Here is a 16,334-nt window from a genome sequence, read left to right on the forward strand (position 1 = left end):
CACAAACAGGCCGGACATATGAAAGCAACCGATCAAACCACCCGACAAAAAGCCCTTGCCATAGGGGGCGTCCACATATGATCACTTGCCGGGGTGTCAGTCGGCACGGAAATTGTTGAGCCCCTATCGGCGCTTGTGCATAAGCAAGATCGATCGACGCCCAGACAGCCAGTTAGAGGGTCGGTACGTCAGTCTCGCCGATACGAAGCTGAGTCGACGTGTATATAGGTCTGGCTGGCGTCAATATCTTGACGCTTGTAACGTATGGCGCCTGTCAGACGGGGGTGCTAAGAATTCCTGCCCCTGTCAGCTGCGGGCATACGCTGTGCGCTTCGATCGTGAACGCCTACTCTGCAGGAAAGCCCGCACCCGAGTCCGCAGATCAAATGTCAAAATCCAGCGATGGCCTGATGCGAATAACTCCCTCGCCTCGGAATTCGGCAACGTGCGGCATGCCCATCATCAAAAACGTTGTTGTCGGGACCTCTGCGGTTGGCATTAGCCCCGTGGCTCTTAGCATGCTCATCTGGTCTTCTGAGGCCATGTGAGGAGCTAAGAACCAGTGGTCCCACGCACGAACGCCGCTATCCATAACGAAATCAGAAAGTTCAGTCGGCTCGGCCCCTGCGGACGAGGACGGCCAAGCGTGCGATGGCCGGGCTTGCGACGGTCCAGAGTGTGATGGCCCCACCTGCCACGGTCCAGCTTGCGGCCCCGCGGCATCCACGCGCTGCCATATCAAATCCTGATCGTATTCGGGCACCTGCAGCGCGCGAGCATGCGGTTGCTGCTCGCTAGGCTGGGGAGACTTTCCCCTCTCAGCGGTCAGTGGCGCGGGAGAAGCTGTAGCCCGCGTATGCAGGTCATGCTGCCAATCAAGCAATGACGGATTCGCCCAATCCAAATACTGCGAGTAGGGATGCTCGGTTTCTAAGTCGGTGGCATGTGGCGGTGGGCTTGCGTTCAGTGGGGTGGCGGACGAGGATGGCCCGGCTTGCGACGGTCCAGATCGTGATGGCCCCACTTGCCATGATCCAGCTCGCGGTCCCGCGGCTTCCACGTGCTGATCCTGGTCGTGTTCGGGCGCGTCCTGTAGCACCCGAGCATGCGGTCGCTGCTCGCTAGGATGGGGAGACCTTTCCCTAGTCCTGGTATACAGGTCATGCTGCCATTCACAAGGTGATGGATAAGGATATGCCGAATCCAAATACTGCGAGTAGGGATGCCCGGTGTCCAAATATGGGGAATCGGCTTCAACCTGCGGCAATAGTGAGTCAGCGGCATGTGGAGGGCTATATTGAAATCCGCTCAGCTGATGCGCAAATGCACTCTCGTTGGCGGGTGGTGGAGAGTCGGGCTGTGGGCTTGCGTTTAGTGGGCGGGTTGAATTGATATCCATCCTGTTTCTCCTTTGAAATATGGAGGCCCCAAGCCTTTCCGATGCGGAGGCGGCATCACCGTCTAATTCGCCCTGCAATTGTAAGAGAGATACCTTTCGAGAAGCTGACAATCAGATGGACCGAATGAAGACCGGACTTATGTTCGCTCGAACGTCGCGTCGCTGGCGAAGCCCGTCGACAGATCCAGGATGATAGAGACAACAGCTGTCAACATGGCACGCGCCAAGAGACAATGTTTCAACACGATATTTCTTCTTTACCGACGTGATTGGCGCGCCTTCAGCCACAGGCCGAGCGCCACGAGAAAAGACAGGCCGTAGAGGCCCGTGACGAGCGGGAAAGCTGCCTTGAGCCCAAACCGTTGCGTGGCGGCGACTCCTGCAATGATCCCGACGACCGAAGCGCCCTGCTGGCAGGTCTGCGCAAGCCCCAGGACCGATCCCTGCCTTTCGCTTCGCGTCGCGGCCGAGACGAGCGACAGGAGAACCGGTGTCGTTCCTCCAAGCAGCGCGCCCCAGGCAAAATAGAGCGCTGCGTACAGCCCTATCGCACGGGTCGAGCCAGCGAGCCCGGTGGCGACGAAGCATCCGCCAGCGATCAGCACGTTACATCCGAGCACAAAAGACGGCTCTCGCCCTTCGAAGGTCCGGGCCCACACCGGCGCTGCGACCACAAAGCCGAGCGCAAGAAGGCCATAGCTCAATCCCGTGATCCAATGCTGAGAGCCGTAGACCTCCGACATATAGAGGGAAAAGGGCACCTGCAGCACCATCCTGCTCGCAAGCAGCAATCCCATCAGAGCAAGTAGTCCGAACACGGACACCCCCGTGGAAGGCGCGCAAGAGACTGTTGTTGCTTTCGCGGTTTTCGTGAGTCCCGCTCCTCCTGGTGGAACCGGCAGGCTTGTCCAGGCGACTGCGGCACAGAATGCGCAGATCACCCCGGCGGTGAGGTTGACGGCCGCAAAAGGCAAGGCGTCGAGGATGAGCCCGCCGAGGAAAGCGCCGCCCAGCGAGCCGACATTCGTCGCCACCTGCAGCCAGGCGAAGAGGCGGGCGCGATCGCGCCCGCCGGTGACCTCAACGCCGTAGGCCTGGGCCGGAGCGATATAGCCAGCGCAGGCCCCCTGCAGAAAGCGCAACGCCAGAATGGTCCAGACATCCTGGGCGAAGGCGACGAGCAGTTGCGTGATCGCCAGGCCCAGCAAGGCCCGGACCATCATCAGGCGATTGCCGTACCGGTCGCCCATACGTCCCCAAAAGGCACTCGTCAGCGATACGCCGAGCATCGGGCAGACGTAGACGCCGATACCCGCGAGGCCAAAGACGCTGTCCGAGGGGCTCAATGCCTTGATCTGAATCGGCCAGAAGGGACCGTTCATCTCCATGGCGCCCATGGAGATGAATTGAAGTCCGAACAGCAGCGCGAAGTCGGGTCCGAAACCGCGCAGGACCGCGACTGTCCTGGTCATTCCGCACTCGCCAACGGATTGGGCAATTGGTGCTCGATGCGGTAGTCGCGATAGCGCTCGAGATGCATCCGCAGGACCGAGCGTGCCGGCCAGGGCCGTTCGAGGAAGGCCTGGCGTTCCTCGAGCCAGAACGCATCCGAGAGCATGCGCGGCCGCAACGTCTCGAACGCCTCTTCCGTTTCTTCCCTGAGGACGCGCCAAAGGCTGTCACCCGCAACCGAATATTGCTCGGTCAGGCAAAGGGCGATCTCGTGAAGATGGCAGACAAAGCACGCATTGATGAGGAACGAGCGCACGAGGCTGATATCGTCGTCGAAGGTGGTTGGCAGGATGCCCCCTCGACTGAACGGCTGCAGCTCATAACCGCGTTCGGTGAAGAGCGGTGCAAAACTGCGGCCGTCACCGAAATCGCGGATCAAGAGCTTCCGTGGCAGGCCGCGATCATCGAAAAGGACCGTGCTGTTTTGTTGATGCGCCTCGAATGCAATGCCGTAGAGGAGATACATGGCCAGAGTCGGTCGGACAACGGTGCGAGCATAGAGCCGGAAGAACACAGCGATCGCCGCTTCGCTCTCGTCGCCGCTTTTTCCGATGAGTTCGCAGATCAGTGGCCGGCCGTCGACAGGGCCAGCGGTCAGAAGCGCGGCGACGGTTACCGGCAGCAGGCCATCTCGACGGGCAAGAGCATCGGCCTTGCGATAGACCACCCAAAGAAAGCGGCCGAGATGCTCGTCGCCGGTTTCGGGATGACGCAGAATCGCCCCAAGCTCTTCAGTAAGGATCTCCAGCCTGCACCTGAGGTCATCCTCCTCCGACACAATGTCGGAAATCAGCGTGCTGAGGCGCGGTCCCATATGGATCGACTTCGCCTGCAGCGTGCGCTGCTCACTCGTCATCCAGATCGCAACCGGCAGTTTGATGAAGGGTCTTGGCGCCTCGGTCTTCGGCAGCATCGTGCGAAACGACATGGACGGCAACGTCACGATCTCCGGGCCGTCAGGATCGAAAATGCCGGCTTCGATCTCTGCCGCGAATTCGCGGCGCACGAAGTGCTCCAGATGCCAGGCGTGGACCGGCAGAGGCAGCCAGTCCTCGGGTGACTGGCCCCGCGCTTTCAGGCCCTCCGCCCAATCGCGCGAGAGATCCGGGAAGTTCTCAGCGAACCATTCCGAATAGCTTCCGACATGCGGCATCTTCTCGACGTAGGCCCAGCTGCTGCGGAGCGCCGCAATGCGCAGGGGCACGCGCGCGCCGAACTCGGGGGACAGTGCGGCGACCTCCTCCGCCGCCAGGCCGGGCTTGGCCTTCCAGGTCGGATAGAACGGGTGGCCTTCGAGCGCGCCCCATTGGTCGAGGGTCATCGCGGCCAAATGCGTCGGCAAGCTTCTTTCGAGATAGGCAAGGAAGCCGGGCGCACCGGCTTCGGCGATTTCCTGGCGCAGCCTGGCGCTCCAGCGCCCGCGCTCGCGGCGCGCCAGCATGTCGTTGCGCATGCTGTTGTCCACGTCGCGCAGCAAATGCTCCAGTCCGTCAGAAGCGGGCGTGATCGCGAGAGAGGGGGCAACCTCCCGCATCAGGGCGGCCGGATCATCGATCCGCTGCCGTGCCCCGGTGCCGTCCAGCACTTCGATCTGTCCACGGTTCCGCAAGGTTCCGGCGGGCGCGAGGCTGAGATCGGTGAAGTGCAGCATGCGCTGCGAGGGCCAGAGGGGGAACCAGGCCTGGCGGCCTTCGCGTGCCCACAGCAAGGCGTTCGGCGCGAGCAGGCGCTCGGCGAACAGGCAGCGCACCAGCCGGTTGATCGCGTTGCGCGATGCCTGCGTCAAAAGCGCAAGATCCTCGTTCTCGACGGGATTCGTCACGGAAGGCGTCTTCTCGTCCATCAGGCGGCCTCCGGCCAGTCGGCTGGGACATAGTCTGGTGTACCCGCAGCCAATTTGCCGTGGTAGTCGCACGCCCAGCGATAGGTCTTGGCGATCGCCGGTACCGTCGCCTCGAGCCGTTCTGCCATCGTGACGAGCAGCGCCTGTCCGAAAGCGATATCCTCATGGAAGGCGCGGCTTCCGCGATCGATGACGAGCCCCGGGCCATGTGGATTGGGAACGAGGGGGGCAGGAATGCCCGCATAGGCGCGATTTGTGCGTAGAAGCGTGTACATGGTTCGGTCATCCCCAATCTGGTCGCCATAGGCCTCGATCAGTTCCTGCTGAAGCGGCTTCACTGAGCTGAGATCAATGCCGAGACGTGCCTCGCTCGCCCGGCGGATCGCTTGGTTTTCCGCATCGCAAGCTTCCAGGAGCTCGGCGCCTGCTTGTGGGCAGTCGCTCCACCAGCACAGGGCTTCGTCGAACGGTCTTTTTTCCCACGGTGCGCCGGGGCCGATGAGCGCGTAGAGCACGGCCGGGTGCATCAGCGCGTTGCCCGGCGTCAGCGTGATTTCGAGATAGTCCTTGAGCAGGTTGACGGGCGCCTCGTAGATGCGATTCAACATCGCCATCAGTGCGGCGGCGCTCGCAGCGCTTTCCCGGCGATCCAGGGCAACGAAGAGTTCTGCCTTGGCGCCGCCCATCCGCACGCGCTGGCCTGCAATCAGATCATAGGCGATATGGGGCACGTCCTTCATGCCCCAGATCACCACATTGTCACGCCCCGAAAGCACCTTTGCCGCGAGCCAGTCGAAGCCGCAAAAGCCAGGAATCGCGCCGATATAGACGCTCTTATCCGTCGGCAAATACGGCGCTATACGATGCAAGAGCGCGGATCTTGCCTGGGCGGGTTGCGTTATGAGGACCATGTCAGCGTTGTCGAGCGCCGCGCTCGGGTCGGTTCCGCTGTAGTCGGGCCTAGCACTCAGGGTGCGACCGTCTCGCGTCACCGCTTGCCAGAGATCGCCCCCGCTCGCCCATCGCGCGGCCACGGTGGCGGACGTGGTCAGGACCGAAACATCGATGCCCGGGTTCTGCTTGAACAGCACCGCGTTCAAATGTCCGGTGCGGCCAGCGCCGCAAATGGTCACCTTCATGCTGCCCGCGCCTTTCCGAATAGCCAGCCATCCAACTGGGCAGCGATTGCCGGGTCGAGCAGGCGGCGCTTCGCCATCCATTCCTCATCGAAAATCGTGCCAAGATATTTCTCGCCGCCATCGGCAACCGTCGTGACGACCGTGCCGGTGAGCTTGCCGGCGCCAATGAACTCCAGCGCCTTGTAGATGGCGCCGCCGGTCGAGCCGCCAACGAGCAGTCCCTTGCGCCGGGCGATGTACCGCGCCGTCTCGAAGGCTTGCGTATCGGTCACCTGCACGCCTTCGTCGATGCAGCCATAGTCCAGCACCTTGCCGACCTCATCGCCGGCGGGCGTGCCCGTTCCTGACTGGTAATAGGGGTGCCCCGGCTTGCCGAAAACGATCGAGCCGGCCGGCTCCACGGCAATAGTGCGTACGGCCGGATTGTTACGCTTCACACGCTGGGAGATTCCGGTCATCGAGCCGCCGGTCCCCACGCAGCCGACAAAGGCGTCGATGCCGTCGGGAAGCTGGGCAACCAGTTCGTCCACGAGGCCGGTATAGCCTGCCGGATTTGCCGGGTTGTCGGACTGGTTCATGAACAGCGCGCCCGGAAGCTGCGCGCCGAGTTGCGCTGCGAGGCGTTGGCGCTCGACGACTGCGACCTCGTCTTCGCGAAAGTCGCCTTCGACATAGCGGATCTCAGCCCCTAGCGCCCGCATCATGCGGATCTTGTCGGGCGCTGCATGGTGGTCCACCACGGCAATGAAGCGCAGCCCGAATTCCAGCGCTGCGAGCGCCAGCCCCGTGCCAGTATTTCCCGACGATGATTCAACGATCGTGCCGCCCGGAGCGAGGCGCCCATCCTCAAGGGCCGCAATCACCATGCTGCGAGCCATACGATCCTTCATCGAGCCGCCGGGATTGTTCTTCTCGATCTTCAGAACCAAGGTGGCGTTGCGGCCCGGCACGTCGATCGACATGACCGGCGTCTGGCCGATCAATTGTGTTACGGTCGTGTGCAGCATCTAAACCTCTCCAATTGTGTCGGGAACGAGATTGGGCCGCCCTTCGGCGTCTTCGATGACGCAGAAGCGAGCGGGCATGGGATGGCGATGGAACTCGTTTTCGAGGAGGTCCATCTGGTAGCCGCCGGTGTTGGCGTATACGAGCAGGTCGCCAGCGCGCGGCGCGGTCGGGAACGTCAGCCACCGGTTGCTGATGACGTCCTCGTCGAGGCAGCTATGGCCGGCCAGATAGGCGCGGACCGGCGGCGATTGAACGGTCGCCTTGGTGGCAGGCACGAGAATAGGGTCGATCAGGAATTCGGAGGCGAACCAAGTTTCGCAGGCGCTGAAGCTGCAAAGATGACGTGCGAATCCGGACCGAGCGCCTTCACCCGCGAGATTCGAAAGACAGTGATCGCCGCCTGGTCGGCCAGAGCGCGGCCGGGCTCCATCGCCAGCGTGAGACCCTCACGCGCCAGGTAACCGGCTACGCTTCGGCCCTGGTTCATCTCCGCCTCCAAGAGCCGGTGCAGCCAGTCGGCTGCTGAAAGAGTGCTGCCATAGGGATAGAAAGAGTCCGGTATTTTCCCGGTGCGGTAGTCCTCGGGCGCCTGCGCCGCGAGATGCGCGTCGTACCTGGCTCGGTCGACATATTGGATAGGCAGGCCACCGCCAATATCGATCATGCCCGGAAAAAATCCCATCCGTCTGGCTTCGGCAATGAGGTCGGCGGCCTCACTGAGCGCTGCCACACGGGTCTCCCGGCGATAGCCGCTAAGGTGGAAATGCAGCCCGTCGAAACGGAGCCTGCCTTCGCCGGCAAGCCGAACGAGGCAATGAACAATCGCGTCGGGCGGCATGCCGAAGCGGCTCTTGCTTTGGTCCCTCGGTCGCAAACGCAAGAGGATCGGCTGTTGGCCAGCATCTGCCGGCAGACCGTGGATGAGATCCTCCAGTTCTTCCGGCGAGTCCACCGATATCAGCGCGTTGCAATTGATCAGCGCTTGATGAAATGCGCTCGTCTTCGCCGGTCCCGTCGCCACAAGCCTGGCACCATCGGCCCCAAGCCGCCTTGCGTCGCGAAGCTCGTAGAGGCTGGAGACGTCGAGCCCGGCGCCTGCGCTGAGCGCTGCCTGCATGAGCCCGGGCGATTTGTTGGCCTTCGCCCCGTAATAGATCGCATGCTCGACGCGGCGCTCCGTCAGTACGCCCTTCAAGGCGGCAAGATTCTCCCGCAACGCATCCGGCCAGACCAGATTGAGCGGGGAGCCGTGGCGGGCGGCCCAATCGAAAAGAAGAGGACCGTATTTGGTGAGAAGGTCCGCAGTCGCCGATCGCAGAATCGGTGGCAGCCCATGGCCGATCTTCGTCATCACAGCGCCCCCGCGGAAAAGACCGGCGCCATGTCCATCGGAGTGGGACTGCTCAAAAGCTCAAGCGGCACATCGCATGTCGGCAAGCCGTGGGCAAAAACGTGCCGGGTCGTCTTGTAGGGAAACTTGCGGCCGCTGCGCGCCATCGCGAAGATTTCAGCCGGAGTAATGTTCCCACCTGGGCGCCAACTCTCTACCCGCACCGAATCGTTGTCGAGAAGAAGCACCGGCATCCTGGTGAGCCGGAGGCGATGCGCAGCCGTCAACCGGTGATAGTCGTCAATCACGAATAAGGCATCCTTCTCGGCTGTTATTGGCACGGTCCATGAGCCTGTTTGCAGGATTTGGGCCTGCAGTGCATCGACCCTGTCAGGGTTCACCTCTTCTGTTGGGATCAATTGTGCTGCGGAGAGAGGGCAATGTTCCATGCGGTCCGGCCTCACGCTCGCTCTTTCGCATCGCACATATCTTGATTATCCGCGTTCACGTCTAGTCTCCTGCGCGTTCGCTGCCTCGTCGCTCGCAAATGTGCAAGCGACAGCGGCCGGCGAGGCGCGGTGAGGATACCCACATGGGAAAATGGGTCATGAACTAGCCGGGAAGGCCGACGGCCTAGGCCGGATGGTCGGCCGTAAGGCGTGCCTTCAGGTCGTTCAGATAGCCTTCTGCATAGTGCTGCGCCATTGAAAGCGGCAGATTAATCCCGGCCGTCGCGGCCTCTTCAATCGCCTTCCTTGCGAGCCCGTTGCGAATAGCCAGCTTGACCCCGGGTCCCGAGACAAGGCCGACTGCTTGTGCTGCGACCCCTATGCCAGCCTCTATCAGCGCCTGCTTCATATTGCCTCCGGTAATCGCTGTACGGAGGAGATTTGCGGCTTGCGCCTCGCATGCAAGCGTCATGGATACGAGATCGGCCACCTGTCCGATTCCCGGGATGAAGCTGAGCACTCCCACGGCCGTTGCAGCCCAGTCAAGCACTTTAGACCCTACCCGCAGCACGGAGTCGACGACATGCATGAGGGCTCCGCCGTTCTTTTTCGGTGACTTGATGTCAGGCTGGTCCGCCAGGCCCATCTTCATGTCTGCGACAGCGTTCTGCGCAGCCTCAGTTTCCGGCACATGGAACTTTGGCTGCTGAACGGTGCGGTTTGCCGTAGTCATGTTTGTGTAGAAACGGCCAAAGTCTTCTTTGCTGACGTTGCCAGAATCGACCGTATGTCCGCCGCCGAAGTCGAAAAATCCATGATGAGTCTTATAGCCCGTAATCGCATTGTTTAGCAGACCGAACAGAAGAGGATCTGAAAGGAGCTGCGAGGCAGCTTCACGTACTTTCGGATCCAAGCTCTTGTCGTCTGCCATACTCGCCAGCTTGTCGCGTGTGAGATCACCGCTCCCGAAAAATAACTCCTGATGGCTGTTAATTGTCTTGAGCGTGTCCAACTCGGCTTGTGTGAGGCTCATCGACGAGGAGGCCACTTGCAGGAAGTCCTCTTTGTGGACCTTATCTATATTACCACCGTACAACCTCTTCCATTCTTCCGGATGACTGACGAAGTATTGAGCCGCCGCAATGACCTGGGGTGGACATTTGCCTGTTTTCGCTTCGCCGTCGACGATCTGCTTGAAGTCGGCCAGACTCAGGTTCTTGGGAAGATATTCCGAGTACCGATAAAGCTCCCGTAGAGCATCGTTCTCGGTCATGACCGATGGCTGGGCATTCTCGGCGCTGTCGGATGGGATGTAGTTCTGCGCGTAGCTTTGCGCTTGGCTTTCCTGAAATGCGGCAACTTGTGGGTGATGTTTGGAAAATTCAGACAAGTCCTTCGCAGTGATCTTGCCTCCACAGCGACCATCGCCCTGCGAGCCGATTGCATAAAAAAGTTCGGGATCCTGTAGCAATGCCTCGATTGCCGCTTTCAGATCCGGCGGTGTAGAGGGATCATTGACTTTAGCCTCCAGCGACTCCCAACTGAGTGGGCACAGATCCTTGTGACGGTTCAGCACTGCGACAATCTGCAACTCAGGCTTAGTCAGCGATCCACCGTTCCATGTAATTCTCGAGCTTTGTATGGGAGCTGGCGCGACATAATGGTCGTCGATCGCAACAGCCGACTGCGGGGTCTGATCCATTGATTCGATCGCCGCCCTCATGTGGGGGGGCAGCAGGGCCAATGGGTCCTTCTGCAAATCCTCCAAGGTCGACTCGGCATCCGGCGGCAGCAGGTCCTCCCGACTGGCTAAAGGACCAATCCTGTCTAGCATGTTAGTGGACAGCATCGCTTCGAAGGACAATACGCTTTGCTGCCCCTGGGCTACCCGAGGCGCGAAAGCTTTGGCGAGCGACGCCTGGGCGAACTGTGCAGGATTAGAGCTGATCATTGGTAAAAGGTTGCTGGCCGACATTGTGCATCCTCAGACGTGATGTTGTCCCTCCACAAGGACCTTCTATAAGGCGCTTGCGCTCACGAAGTGACAATCTTAAAGCCTCCGCTGGAGTAACTATGCTTTTTGATTGCTTCGCTCCATGCTAGCTACAAAGGTCAATTCCGGCACAATGGTCGGCGACATCGTTGGAGCTACCGATTCACATCATGAGCGGTTTAGCTTTCGAGAAACTGACGAGGCTTAGACGAATAACAATCAAGAGGTGACCGCAGTGAGGTGCTAATCCTAAAGTCTGAATTTCATTTCTTGCTCAGCTCAGCCTTCCCGCCATCGTCGTTCTCTGGCAGCATCTCAGAAGTATAAAAGACTTCCGGTCTCCCGCCGCGGACGACCGTGGTGGAGGAGCCCCGAAACAGTACCATCACAGATTCCCTGGCGGGCGTATCGGTTGCGCGAGGCTGCGCCTGCGCCACTGCCAGTAGACCGTTCAACGTCTGCTCGATGAGCGCGATGAAGCGCGGCGGGCCGGACACTAAGACCAGGCCATTTCCCGGCGCGGGTCTCACCGGATAGCGCTCATCAGAGATGTCAAGCTTATCGAGGGCGAGCTTGAAAGCACTAAAGTGAACTGAACTCAACACAAGCATCCGAGTTTGTGCTTCTTTTGCAGCAGACACATAGAGCACAACCCCGTCATAATACCATTGGAGATCGTAGAGATCGGTCAATCGGTCGAGGAACTCGCGCGGTGACAACTCCGGTATACGCCCGCGAATCCGCCCCTTCACCTCTGCGCTGATGTTAACACTGATTTTCAGGTTGTTGCCGAACTCCTGCAACGCGGCAGAGAGATCCTGATCTAGAACCGTATACTTATAGGAGGTCGAGGGGAGCGGCAGGGTGGCCCCGAGGGTTGTGTGGATTCCGGCAAATAGAAAAAGCCCGACACAGAGCAGTCTCCTAAACATATGAAGCGGTGTGAATGGGATCGGCGTTGTCGGCATCTCGTCTTGATAAACCAAATCTGAAAATCTCCCATGCGGTTCAACTCGACTAACATCACTCTTCAATGGGCAAGCGACGCTGCCGGTAGTCAGCGTGTCGTCAGCTCGCCTCGCTAGAGTTCCACGTCAAAGAGTTAAGTAATCGAGTCCTTCTCATGATGCTGCCTGTCACGTCAATCTCTAACAGTCTCCCCAGGGTCGCGTCATCGTCATTCGGCGAGCAAGCTCAGTTTGAGCGTGCTCTGGCACAGGCGGCTGATTCGATGAAAAACGATACTGCTTCAACGCCAGTGAGGACGGCGCCTATTTCTCCGCCGATGGACGTTCACCGCGCGGCGCCAACGAGCCCGCTGAAGGACCGCGTGCTGCAGACGATTTCTGCGATTTGCCCGGATAGTATAGTTGCTGCTGCCGCGCCCAACCATAAGGCGGCCCTTATAAGCGGCGCTCCGCCCGGGCCGTCGCAGAAGCTCCCTGTCGAAGATGGGGCGGGCACCGAAAGGTTGGGAATCCCGCAAGGGGGGCATGATTTTGACGTGATGGTTGCCGGTCTGCGGGATCTTTATAATGGCGTGACCCAAGTTGCTCTTGTTTCGAAGGGTATCAGCGGCATCACCTCATCCGTAAACAAACTATTAAAGGAAGGGTGAGTAGCGCGCATGTTCGGCTCAGCCCATGGCGACACAACGAGCAGCGACACGTCTGGCCGGCGACCGCTTCGCCTCGTCGTGCTGCCACTTCTCCTGGCTCTGAGCAGTTGCAAGGTCGATCTCTATACCCAGTTGCAAGAGCGCGAGGCGAATGAGATGCTCGCGCTTCTGATGGACAACGGGGTTGATGCGGTCCGGGTGGCCGGTAAGGATGGCACCAGCACAATCCAGGTCGACGAAAAGTTGCTCGCCTTCTCAATCAAGCTCCTGAATGGCAAGGGGCTGCCGCGCCAATCTTTCAAGAACCTTGGCGAAATATTCCAAGGTTCGGGCCTTATTGCATCACCGACCGAGGAGCGTGCACGTTACGTTTATGCCCTTAGCGAAGAGTTGTCGCATACAATCAGCGATATCGATGGCGTGTTCTCGGCGCGTGTTCATGTGGTACTGCCGCATAACGACCTGCTGCGAGCAGGCGACACACCGTCATCGGCCTCGGTTTTTATCCGCCACGACGCCAAAACGAATCTCCCAGCTCTGCTGCCTAAGATAAAGATGCTCGTCGCCGAAAGCATCGAAGGCTTGGCCTACGACAAGGTAGAAGTGGTTTTGGTGCCGGTGGAAAGGTCCGCACAAGAGCAACGGTCTTTACTGGAGCCTGACTTGGCTCAAGCATCTAGGCCTATCCCAGTGCCGCTCCTGGCTGTCGCGGTGGGTGTTGGCGCTGCAGTGTTCGCTGTGACGTGTTACCTCTTGTTCATCGTTCTTGGGCATCGGCGCAGGCAATTAACTGGCGAACTATCTAGAGTCCAGGAGCGCCCCGGTGTTTCCGCTCTCGCGGCTATTCGTAAAAAGATACCGGCGCTAGGGCGTAGGTGAAATTACCAATGCCGATAGCGATACAAAATACCCAACCTGATGTTTCGTTCCAATCGCACTCCGTTCCCAGGAGCGAGCTTGCTGCGTCGACCCATCCGACGCGTCTTGCCGCCCGTCTCGATCCGGAGTTGTCGGCTGCGACAGTGGTGCAGTTGCAGAAGTGTGCGAGGCTTCAGCCACGACTGGCAGAATTGCTGCTTGGCAATGACATGGATTGGAACCGAATCGGATGGGGGCCCGATCTCCTGCGCGGCCATGATCCTCGTCGCGCTGCTCTTCTTGCCGGAAGTATTTGGCATGCCCGTTCGCTTCTGAAAGTCGTTTCTCAGCGTGACCTCGCCCGTCTCGTTGAACGTATTGGCGCTGATGCGCACGCATTTGGCATCCGACATCTGGCGCATGCTATCGCAGACAAATTGATCTCTGATCCGGAAAAACTCGCGTTGCAAATAGAACACGATGGACATGCTTGTCTTGGTGCTTGGCTCAACATAAGACCAGCGCTTGAGCGGAACCGCGTGCTTCTACGCTTGCCGCTCGGTACAGCCGCGGAGAACCCGGCGCCTGAGCACGATGGTGCCTCAAGCGGGTTGTTTTCGCTCGTGATAGCCCATTTCGAGATGGAGAGCCCGTGATATGACAGCCGACATTTCAGCAGCACCCGTCGCGCCGCAGATGCGCCCATTGGGGCCACTGATACCCGCGAGTGAGCTTAATATCTGGCACAGCGCTGGAGATGCGCTTGCCGCAGCAAAACGGCATCAGCAGCGGGTCCGTACCTGGGCACGCGCCGCTTATCAGAGGGAGCGGGCCCGCGGCTACGCCGAGGGGTTGAATACAGGCGCCGAGGAAATGTCAGGGCTGATTGCACGAGCAGTCACCGAAGTAGCGCAACGAAAGGCAGTTCTGGAAAAGGAATTGCCACAGCTTGTCATAGAGATACTGAGCGATCTTTTAGGTGCTTTCAATCCGGGTGAGCTGTTGGTGAGGGCTGTTCGTCACGCGATTGAGCGCAGATACAACGGCGCGGAAGAAGTTTGCCTTCATGTGTGTGCCACGCAAGTCGATATGCTCGCGCGCGAGTTCGCCGGTTGCGACGGACGGGAGAAGCGGCCGAAGGTTCGAATTGAAACGGATCCTACGTTGTCGCCGCAAGAGTGTGTGCTGTGGAGCGAGTATGGCAACGTCGCTCTTGGACTTGATGCGCAGATGCGCGCGCTGCGCCTTGGCTTCGAGTACCTTTCTGAAGAAGGAGAACTGTGATCACTCCGGTACCACAGCATAATAGCCTTGAGGGGACTCCTCTCGAGCCAGCGATCTCGTCTTTGTGGTCCACGGCAAAGAGAATCGATACGCGCGTCGTGCGAGGACGGATCACGAGGGCTGTTGGTACCCTGATCCATGCCGTCTTGCCAGAGGCTCGGATTGGGGAACTTTGTCTGCTGCAGGATACGCGAACCGGTCTGTCGCTCGAAGCAGAGGTAATCGGCTTGTTGGACAATGGCGTGCTGCTCACGCCGATCGGAGGCTTGGCGGGTCTGTCCAGCCGCGCGGAAGTCGTCTCCACTGGACGAATGCGTGAAGTGCCGATCGGCCCCGATTTGCTTGGCCGTGTGATCGACAGCCGCTGCCGTCCACTCGACGGCAAAGGCGAAGTTAAAACCACCGAAGTTCGTCCGCTGCACGGCAGGGCGCCCAATCCAATGACGAGGCGCATGGTTGAGCGGCCATTCCCGCTTGGGGTGCGCGCGCTCGATGGTCTCCTCACATGCGGTGAGGGGCAGCGGATCGGGATTTATGGCGAGCCTGGCGGGGGCAAGTCGACGCTAATATCACAAATCGTAAAAGGTGCTGCCGCCGATGTCGTCATAGTCGCGCTGATAGGCGAGCGTGGCCGCGAAGTACGTGAATTCGTAGAGCGGCATCTTGGGGAGGAAGGCCTCCGCCGTGCGATAGTTGTGGTTGAGACCTCCGATCGCTCGGCAACGGAGCGGGCGCAATGTGCTCCTATGGCGACCGCCCTGGCGGAGTACTTTCGCGAACAAGGGCTGCGTGTCGCTCTCCTGTTGGACTCGCTGACGCGCTTCTGCCGTGCGATGCGCGAGATAGGTCTTGCTGCGGGAGAGCCGCCGACCCGGCGGGGCTTTCCTCCTTCTGTTTTTGCCGCACTGCCAGGCCTGCTGGAGCGCGCCGGCATGGGTGAGCGCGGTTCAATCACAGCCTTCTATACTGTGCTTGTCGAAGGTGATGGCACAGGCGATCCGATCGCCGAGGAATCGCGCGGCATTGTCGACGGACATATCGTCCTCTCACGCGCTCTTGCGGCGCGATCCCATTTCCCAGCTATCGACGTGCTGCAGAGTCGCAGCCGAGTTATGGATGCGGTCGTTTCTGAGACGCATCGCAAGGCAGCATCCTTCTTTCGTGATCTCCTCGCGCGCTATGCAGAGTGCGAGTTTCTGATCAACGTCGGCGAATACAAGCAAGGCGGCGACCCCCTTACTGACCGCGCCGTCGCGTCAATTGGTGAGTTGAAAGAGTTTTTGCGCCAGAGCGAAGACGAGGTATCAGATTTTGAGGAGACGGTCGGATGGATGTCGCGTTTGACCTCGTGAATTATGCTTACGCTTCAAGGCTACGGCTTTTAAAGGAAATGCGCGAGCGCGACGCCCGTAGGAAACTGTCGAAGAAGGAAGCTCAGCACCACATGGCCATTGTAGCCGCACAGAATGCCTCTCGGGAGCTTGAAATCGCACAGCAACAGCGTGCTGGAAAGGAAGCTCAACTCTACCAAGAACTAACGTCGCTGAACACCTTGTCCAGCGCCGCACTCGACCATCACCACCTTCATATAGAGCGGCTTGCGGCTGAGATCACTATCAGAGGCCAGGTACTTGACGACGCGCGCATCGCTCAAGAGCAGGCCGAGACAGCGGCGTCTGAGGCAAAGGCCCTGTTGGTGAAGCGTTCGGAAGCACGGCACAAATGGCAACAGATCCAGGATGACCTCCGGCGCGCCGTCGATATTCTTTCTGAAGCCGCAGGTGAGATAGAGGCCGACGACGAGATATTACTGCGGTATGGGAGGGGTTCGCTCGCCCAGAGATCACGCAACGAGTTCCGGTAACTGCAAGTTTCGGATTGACCGCATCGTGCACCTAAGA

General features: G+C 59.7%; 14 protein-coding genes and 1 pseudogene. 6 read left to right on the forward strand and 9 right to left on the reverse strand.

Annotation, left to right across the window (positions count from 1 at the left end; all coding sequences use genetic code 11):
- Positions 1 to 382: 382 nt before the first annotated feature.
- The 9 genes and pseudogenes from nopL to nolW form a co-directional block, all read right to left on the reverse strand.
- Positions 383 to 1,399, reverse strand: coding sequence for a type II secretion system effector nodulation protein NopL (gene nopL / locus AU381_RS01060; RefSeq protein ID WP_014857546.1), 1,017 nt, complete (start codon positions 1,397 to 1,399; stop codon positions 383 to 385).
- Positions 1,400 to 1,656: 257 nt separating this feature from the next.
- Positions 1,657 to 2,871 carry an MFS transporter gene (locus AU381_RS01065; RefSeq protein WP_014857547.1) on the reverse strand — a complete coding sequence of 405 codons (1,215 nt, stop codon included), beginning with the start codon at positions 2,869 to 2,871 and terminating at the stop codon, positions 1,657 to 1,659.
- On the reverse strand, positions 2,868 to 4,754 hold the full coding sequence (locus AU381_RS01070; protein WP_014857548.1) for an IucA/IucC family protein: 1,887 nt from the start codon (positions 4,752 to 4,754) through the stop codon (positions 2,868 to 2,870). The genes AU381_RS01065 and AU381_RS01070 overlap by 4 nt, the downstream gene beginning before the upstream one ends.
- Positions 4,754 to 5,893, reverse strand: coding sequence for an NAD/NADP octopine/nopaline dehydrogenase family protein (locus tag AU381_RS01075; RefSeq protein WP_014857549.1), 1,140 nt, complete (start codon positions 5,891 to 5,893; stop codon positions 4,754 to 4,756). Before AU381_RS01075 ends, AU381_RS01070 begins: the two co-directional genes overlap by 1 nt.
- Positions 5,890 to 6,900 carry a PLP-dependent cysteine synthase family protein gene (locus AU381_RS01080; protein WP_014857550.1) on the reverse strand — a complete coding sequence of 337 codons (1,011 nt, stop codon included), beginning with the start codon at positions 6,898 to 6,900 and terminating at the stop codon, positions 5,890 to 5,892. The genes AU381_RS01075 and AU381_RS01080 overlap by 4 nt, the downstream gene beginning before the upstream one ends.
- Positions 6,901 to 8,252: pseudogene (locus AU381_RS01085) on the reverse strand (Y4yA family PLP-dependent enzyme).
- On the reverse strand, positions 8,252 to 8,680 hold the full coding sequence (locus AU381_RS01090; protein ID WP_014857553.1) for a ParB N-terminal domain-containing protein: 429 nt from the start codon (positions 8,678 to 8,680) through the stop codon (positions 8,252 to 8,254). The pseudogene AU381_RS01085 and the gene AU381_RS01090 overlap by 1 nt, the downstream one beginning before the upstream one ends.
- A 184-nt stretch (positions 8,681 to 8,864) precedes the next feature.
- On the reverse strand, positions 8,865 to 10,655 hold the full coding sequence (gene nopX / locus AU381_RS01095; protein WP_014857555.1) for a type II secretion system effector nodulation protein NopX: 1,791 nt from the start codon (positions 10,653 to 10,655) through the stop codon (positions 8,865 to 8,867).
- A 281-nt stretch (positions 10,656 to 10,936) separates the two neighbouring features.
- A complete protein-coding gene (nolW, locus tag AU381_RS01100) occupies positions 10,937 to 11,641 on the reverse strand; it encodes a nodulation protein NolW (protein ID WP_032490256.1) in 705 nt (234 codons plus the stop codon).
- A gap of 155 nt (positions 11,642 to 11,796) precedes the next feature.
- Between nolW and nolB the strand changes: the two genes are divergently transcribed.
- From nolB to AU381_RS01130, 6 genes are read left to right on the forward strand one after another with little or no spacing between them, the layout of a single operon-like run.
- Positions 11,797 to 12,291 carry a nodulation protein NolB gene (nolB, locus tag AU381_RS01105; RefSeq protein WP_014857557.1) on the forward strand — a complete coding sequence of 165 codons (495 nt, stop codon included), beginning with the start codon at positions 11,797 to 11,799 and terminating at the stop codon, positions 12,289 to 12,291.
- Positions 12,292 to 12,300: 9 nt separating this feature from the next.
- Positions 12,301 to 13,170: a nodulation protein NolT gene (nolT, locus tag AU381_RS01110; RefSeq protein ID WP_014857558.1), complete on the forward strand. Its 870-nt coding sequence runs from the start codon at positions 12,301 to 12,303 to the stop codon at positions 13,168 to 13,170.
- Positions 13,167 to 13,805: a nodulation protein NolU gene (nolU, locus tag AU381_RS28005; RefSeq protein ID WP_015633406.1), complete on the forward strand. Its 639-nt coding sequence runs from the start codon at positions 13,167 to 13,169 to the stop codon at positions 13,803 to 13,805. The genes nolT and nolU overlap by 4 nt, the downstream gene beginning before the upstream one ends.
- Position 13,806: 1 nt before the next feature.
- Positions 13,807 to 14,433 (forward strand): nodulation protein NolV, encoded by a 627-nt coding sequence (nolV, locus tag AU381_RS01120; protein WP_014857560.1) that lies wholly within the window; start codon positions 13,807 to 13,809, stop codon positions 14,431 to 14,433.
- Complete coding sequence (sctN, locus tag AU381_RS01125; RefSeq protein WP_015633405.1) at positions 14,430 to 15,785, forward strand: type III secretion system ATPase SctN; 1,356 nt, start codon at positions 14,430 to 14,432, stop codon at positions 15,783 to 15,785. The genes nolV and sctN overlap by 4 nt, the downstream gene beginning before the upstream one ends.
- A complete protein-coding gene (locus AU381_RS01130) occupies positions 15,761 to 16,297 on the forward strand; it encodes a hypothetical protein (RefSeq protein ID WP_014857562.1) in 537 nt (178 codons plus the stop codon). The genes sctN and AU381_RS01130 overlap by 25 nt, the downstream gene beginning before the upstream one ends.
- The last annotated feature ends 37 nt before the right edge of the window (positions 16,298 to 16,334 follow it).

Origin of the sequence: Sinorhizobium glycinis (assembly GCF_001651865.1) — a bacterium.
GTDB lineage: Bacteria > Pseudomonadota > Alphaproteobacteria > Rhizobiales > Rhizobiaceae > Sinorhizobium > Sinorhizobium glycinis.

Excerpts from the sequence above, each read along its gene's own strand:
- nolV (WP_014857560.1), top strand. The coding sequence starts at position 13,807 with ATGACAGCCGACATTTCAGCAGCACCCGTCGCGCCGCAGATGCGCCCA.
- AU381_RS01130 (WP_014857562.1), top strand. The coding sequence starts at position 15,761 with ATGGATGTCGCGTTTGACCTCGTGAATTATGCTTACGCTTCAAGGCTA.
- AU381_RS01065 (WP_014857547.1), bottom strand. The coding sequence starts at position 2,871 with ATGACCAGGACAGTCGCGGTCCTGCGCGGTTTCGGACCCGACTTCGCG.
- nopX (WP_014857555.1), bottom strand. The coding sequence starts at position 10,655 with ATGTCGGCCAGCAACCTTTTACCAATGATCAGCTCTAATCCTGCACAG.
- nolB (WP_014857557.1), top strand. The coding sequence starts at position 11,797 with ATGATGCTGCCTGTCACGTCAATCTCTAACAGTCTCCCCAGGGTCGCG.
- nolT (WP_014857558.1), top strand. The coding sequence starts at position 12,301 with ATGTTCGGCTCAGCCCATGGCGACACAACGAGCAGCGACACGTCTGGC.
- AU381_RS01080 (WP_014857550.1), bottom strand. The coding sequence starts at position 6,900 with ATGCTGCACACGACCGTAACACAATTGATCGGCCAGACGCCGGTCATG.
- AU381_RS01070 (WP_014857548.1), bottom strand. The coding sequence starts at position 4,754 with ATGGACGAGAAGACGCCTTCCGTGACGAATCCCGTCGAGAACGAGGAT.
- nolW (WP_032490256.1), bottom strand. The coding sequence starts at position 11,641 with ATGCCGACAACGCCGATCCCATTCACACCGCTTCATATGTTTAGGAGA.
- nopL (WP_014857546.1), bottom strand. The coding sequence starts at position 1,399 with ATGGATATCAATTCAACCCGCCCACTAAACGCAAGCCCACAGCCCGAC.
- AU381_RS01090 (WP_014857553.1), bottom strand. The coding sequence starts at position 8,680 with ATGGAACATTGCCCTCTCTCCGCAGCACAATTGATCCCAACAGAAGAG.
- AU381_RS01075 (WP_014857549.1), bottom strand. The coding sequence starts at position 5,893 with ATGAAGGTGACCATTTGCGGCGCTGGCCGCACCGGACATTTGAACGCG.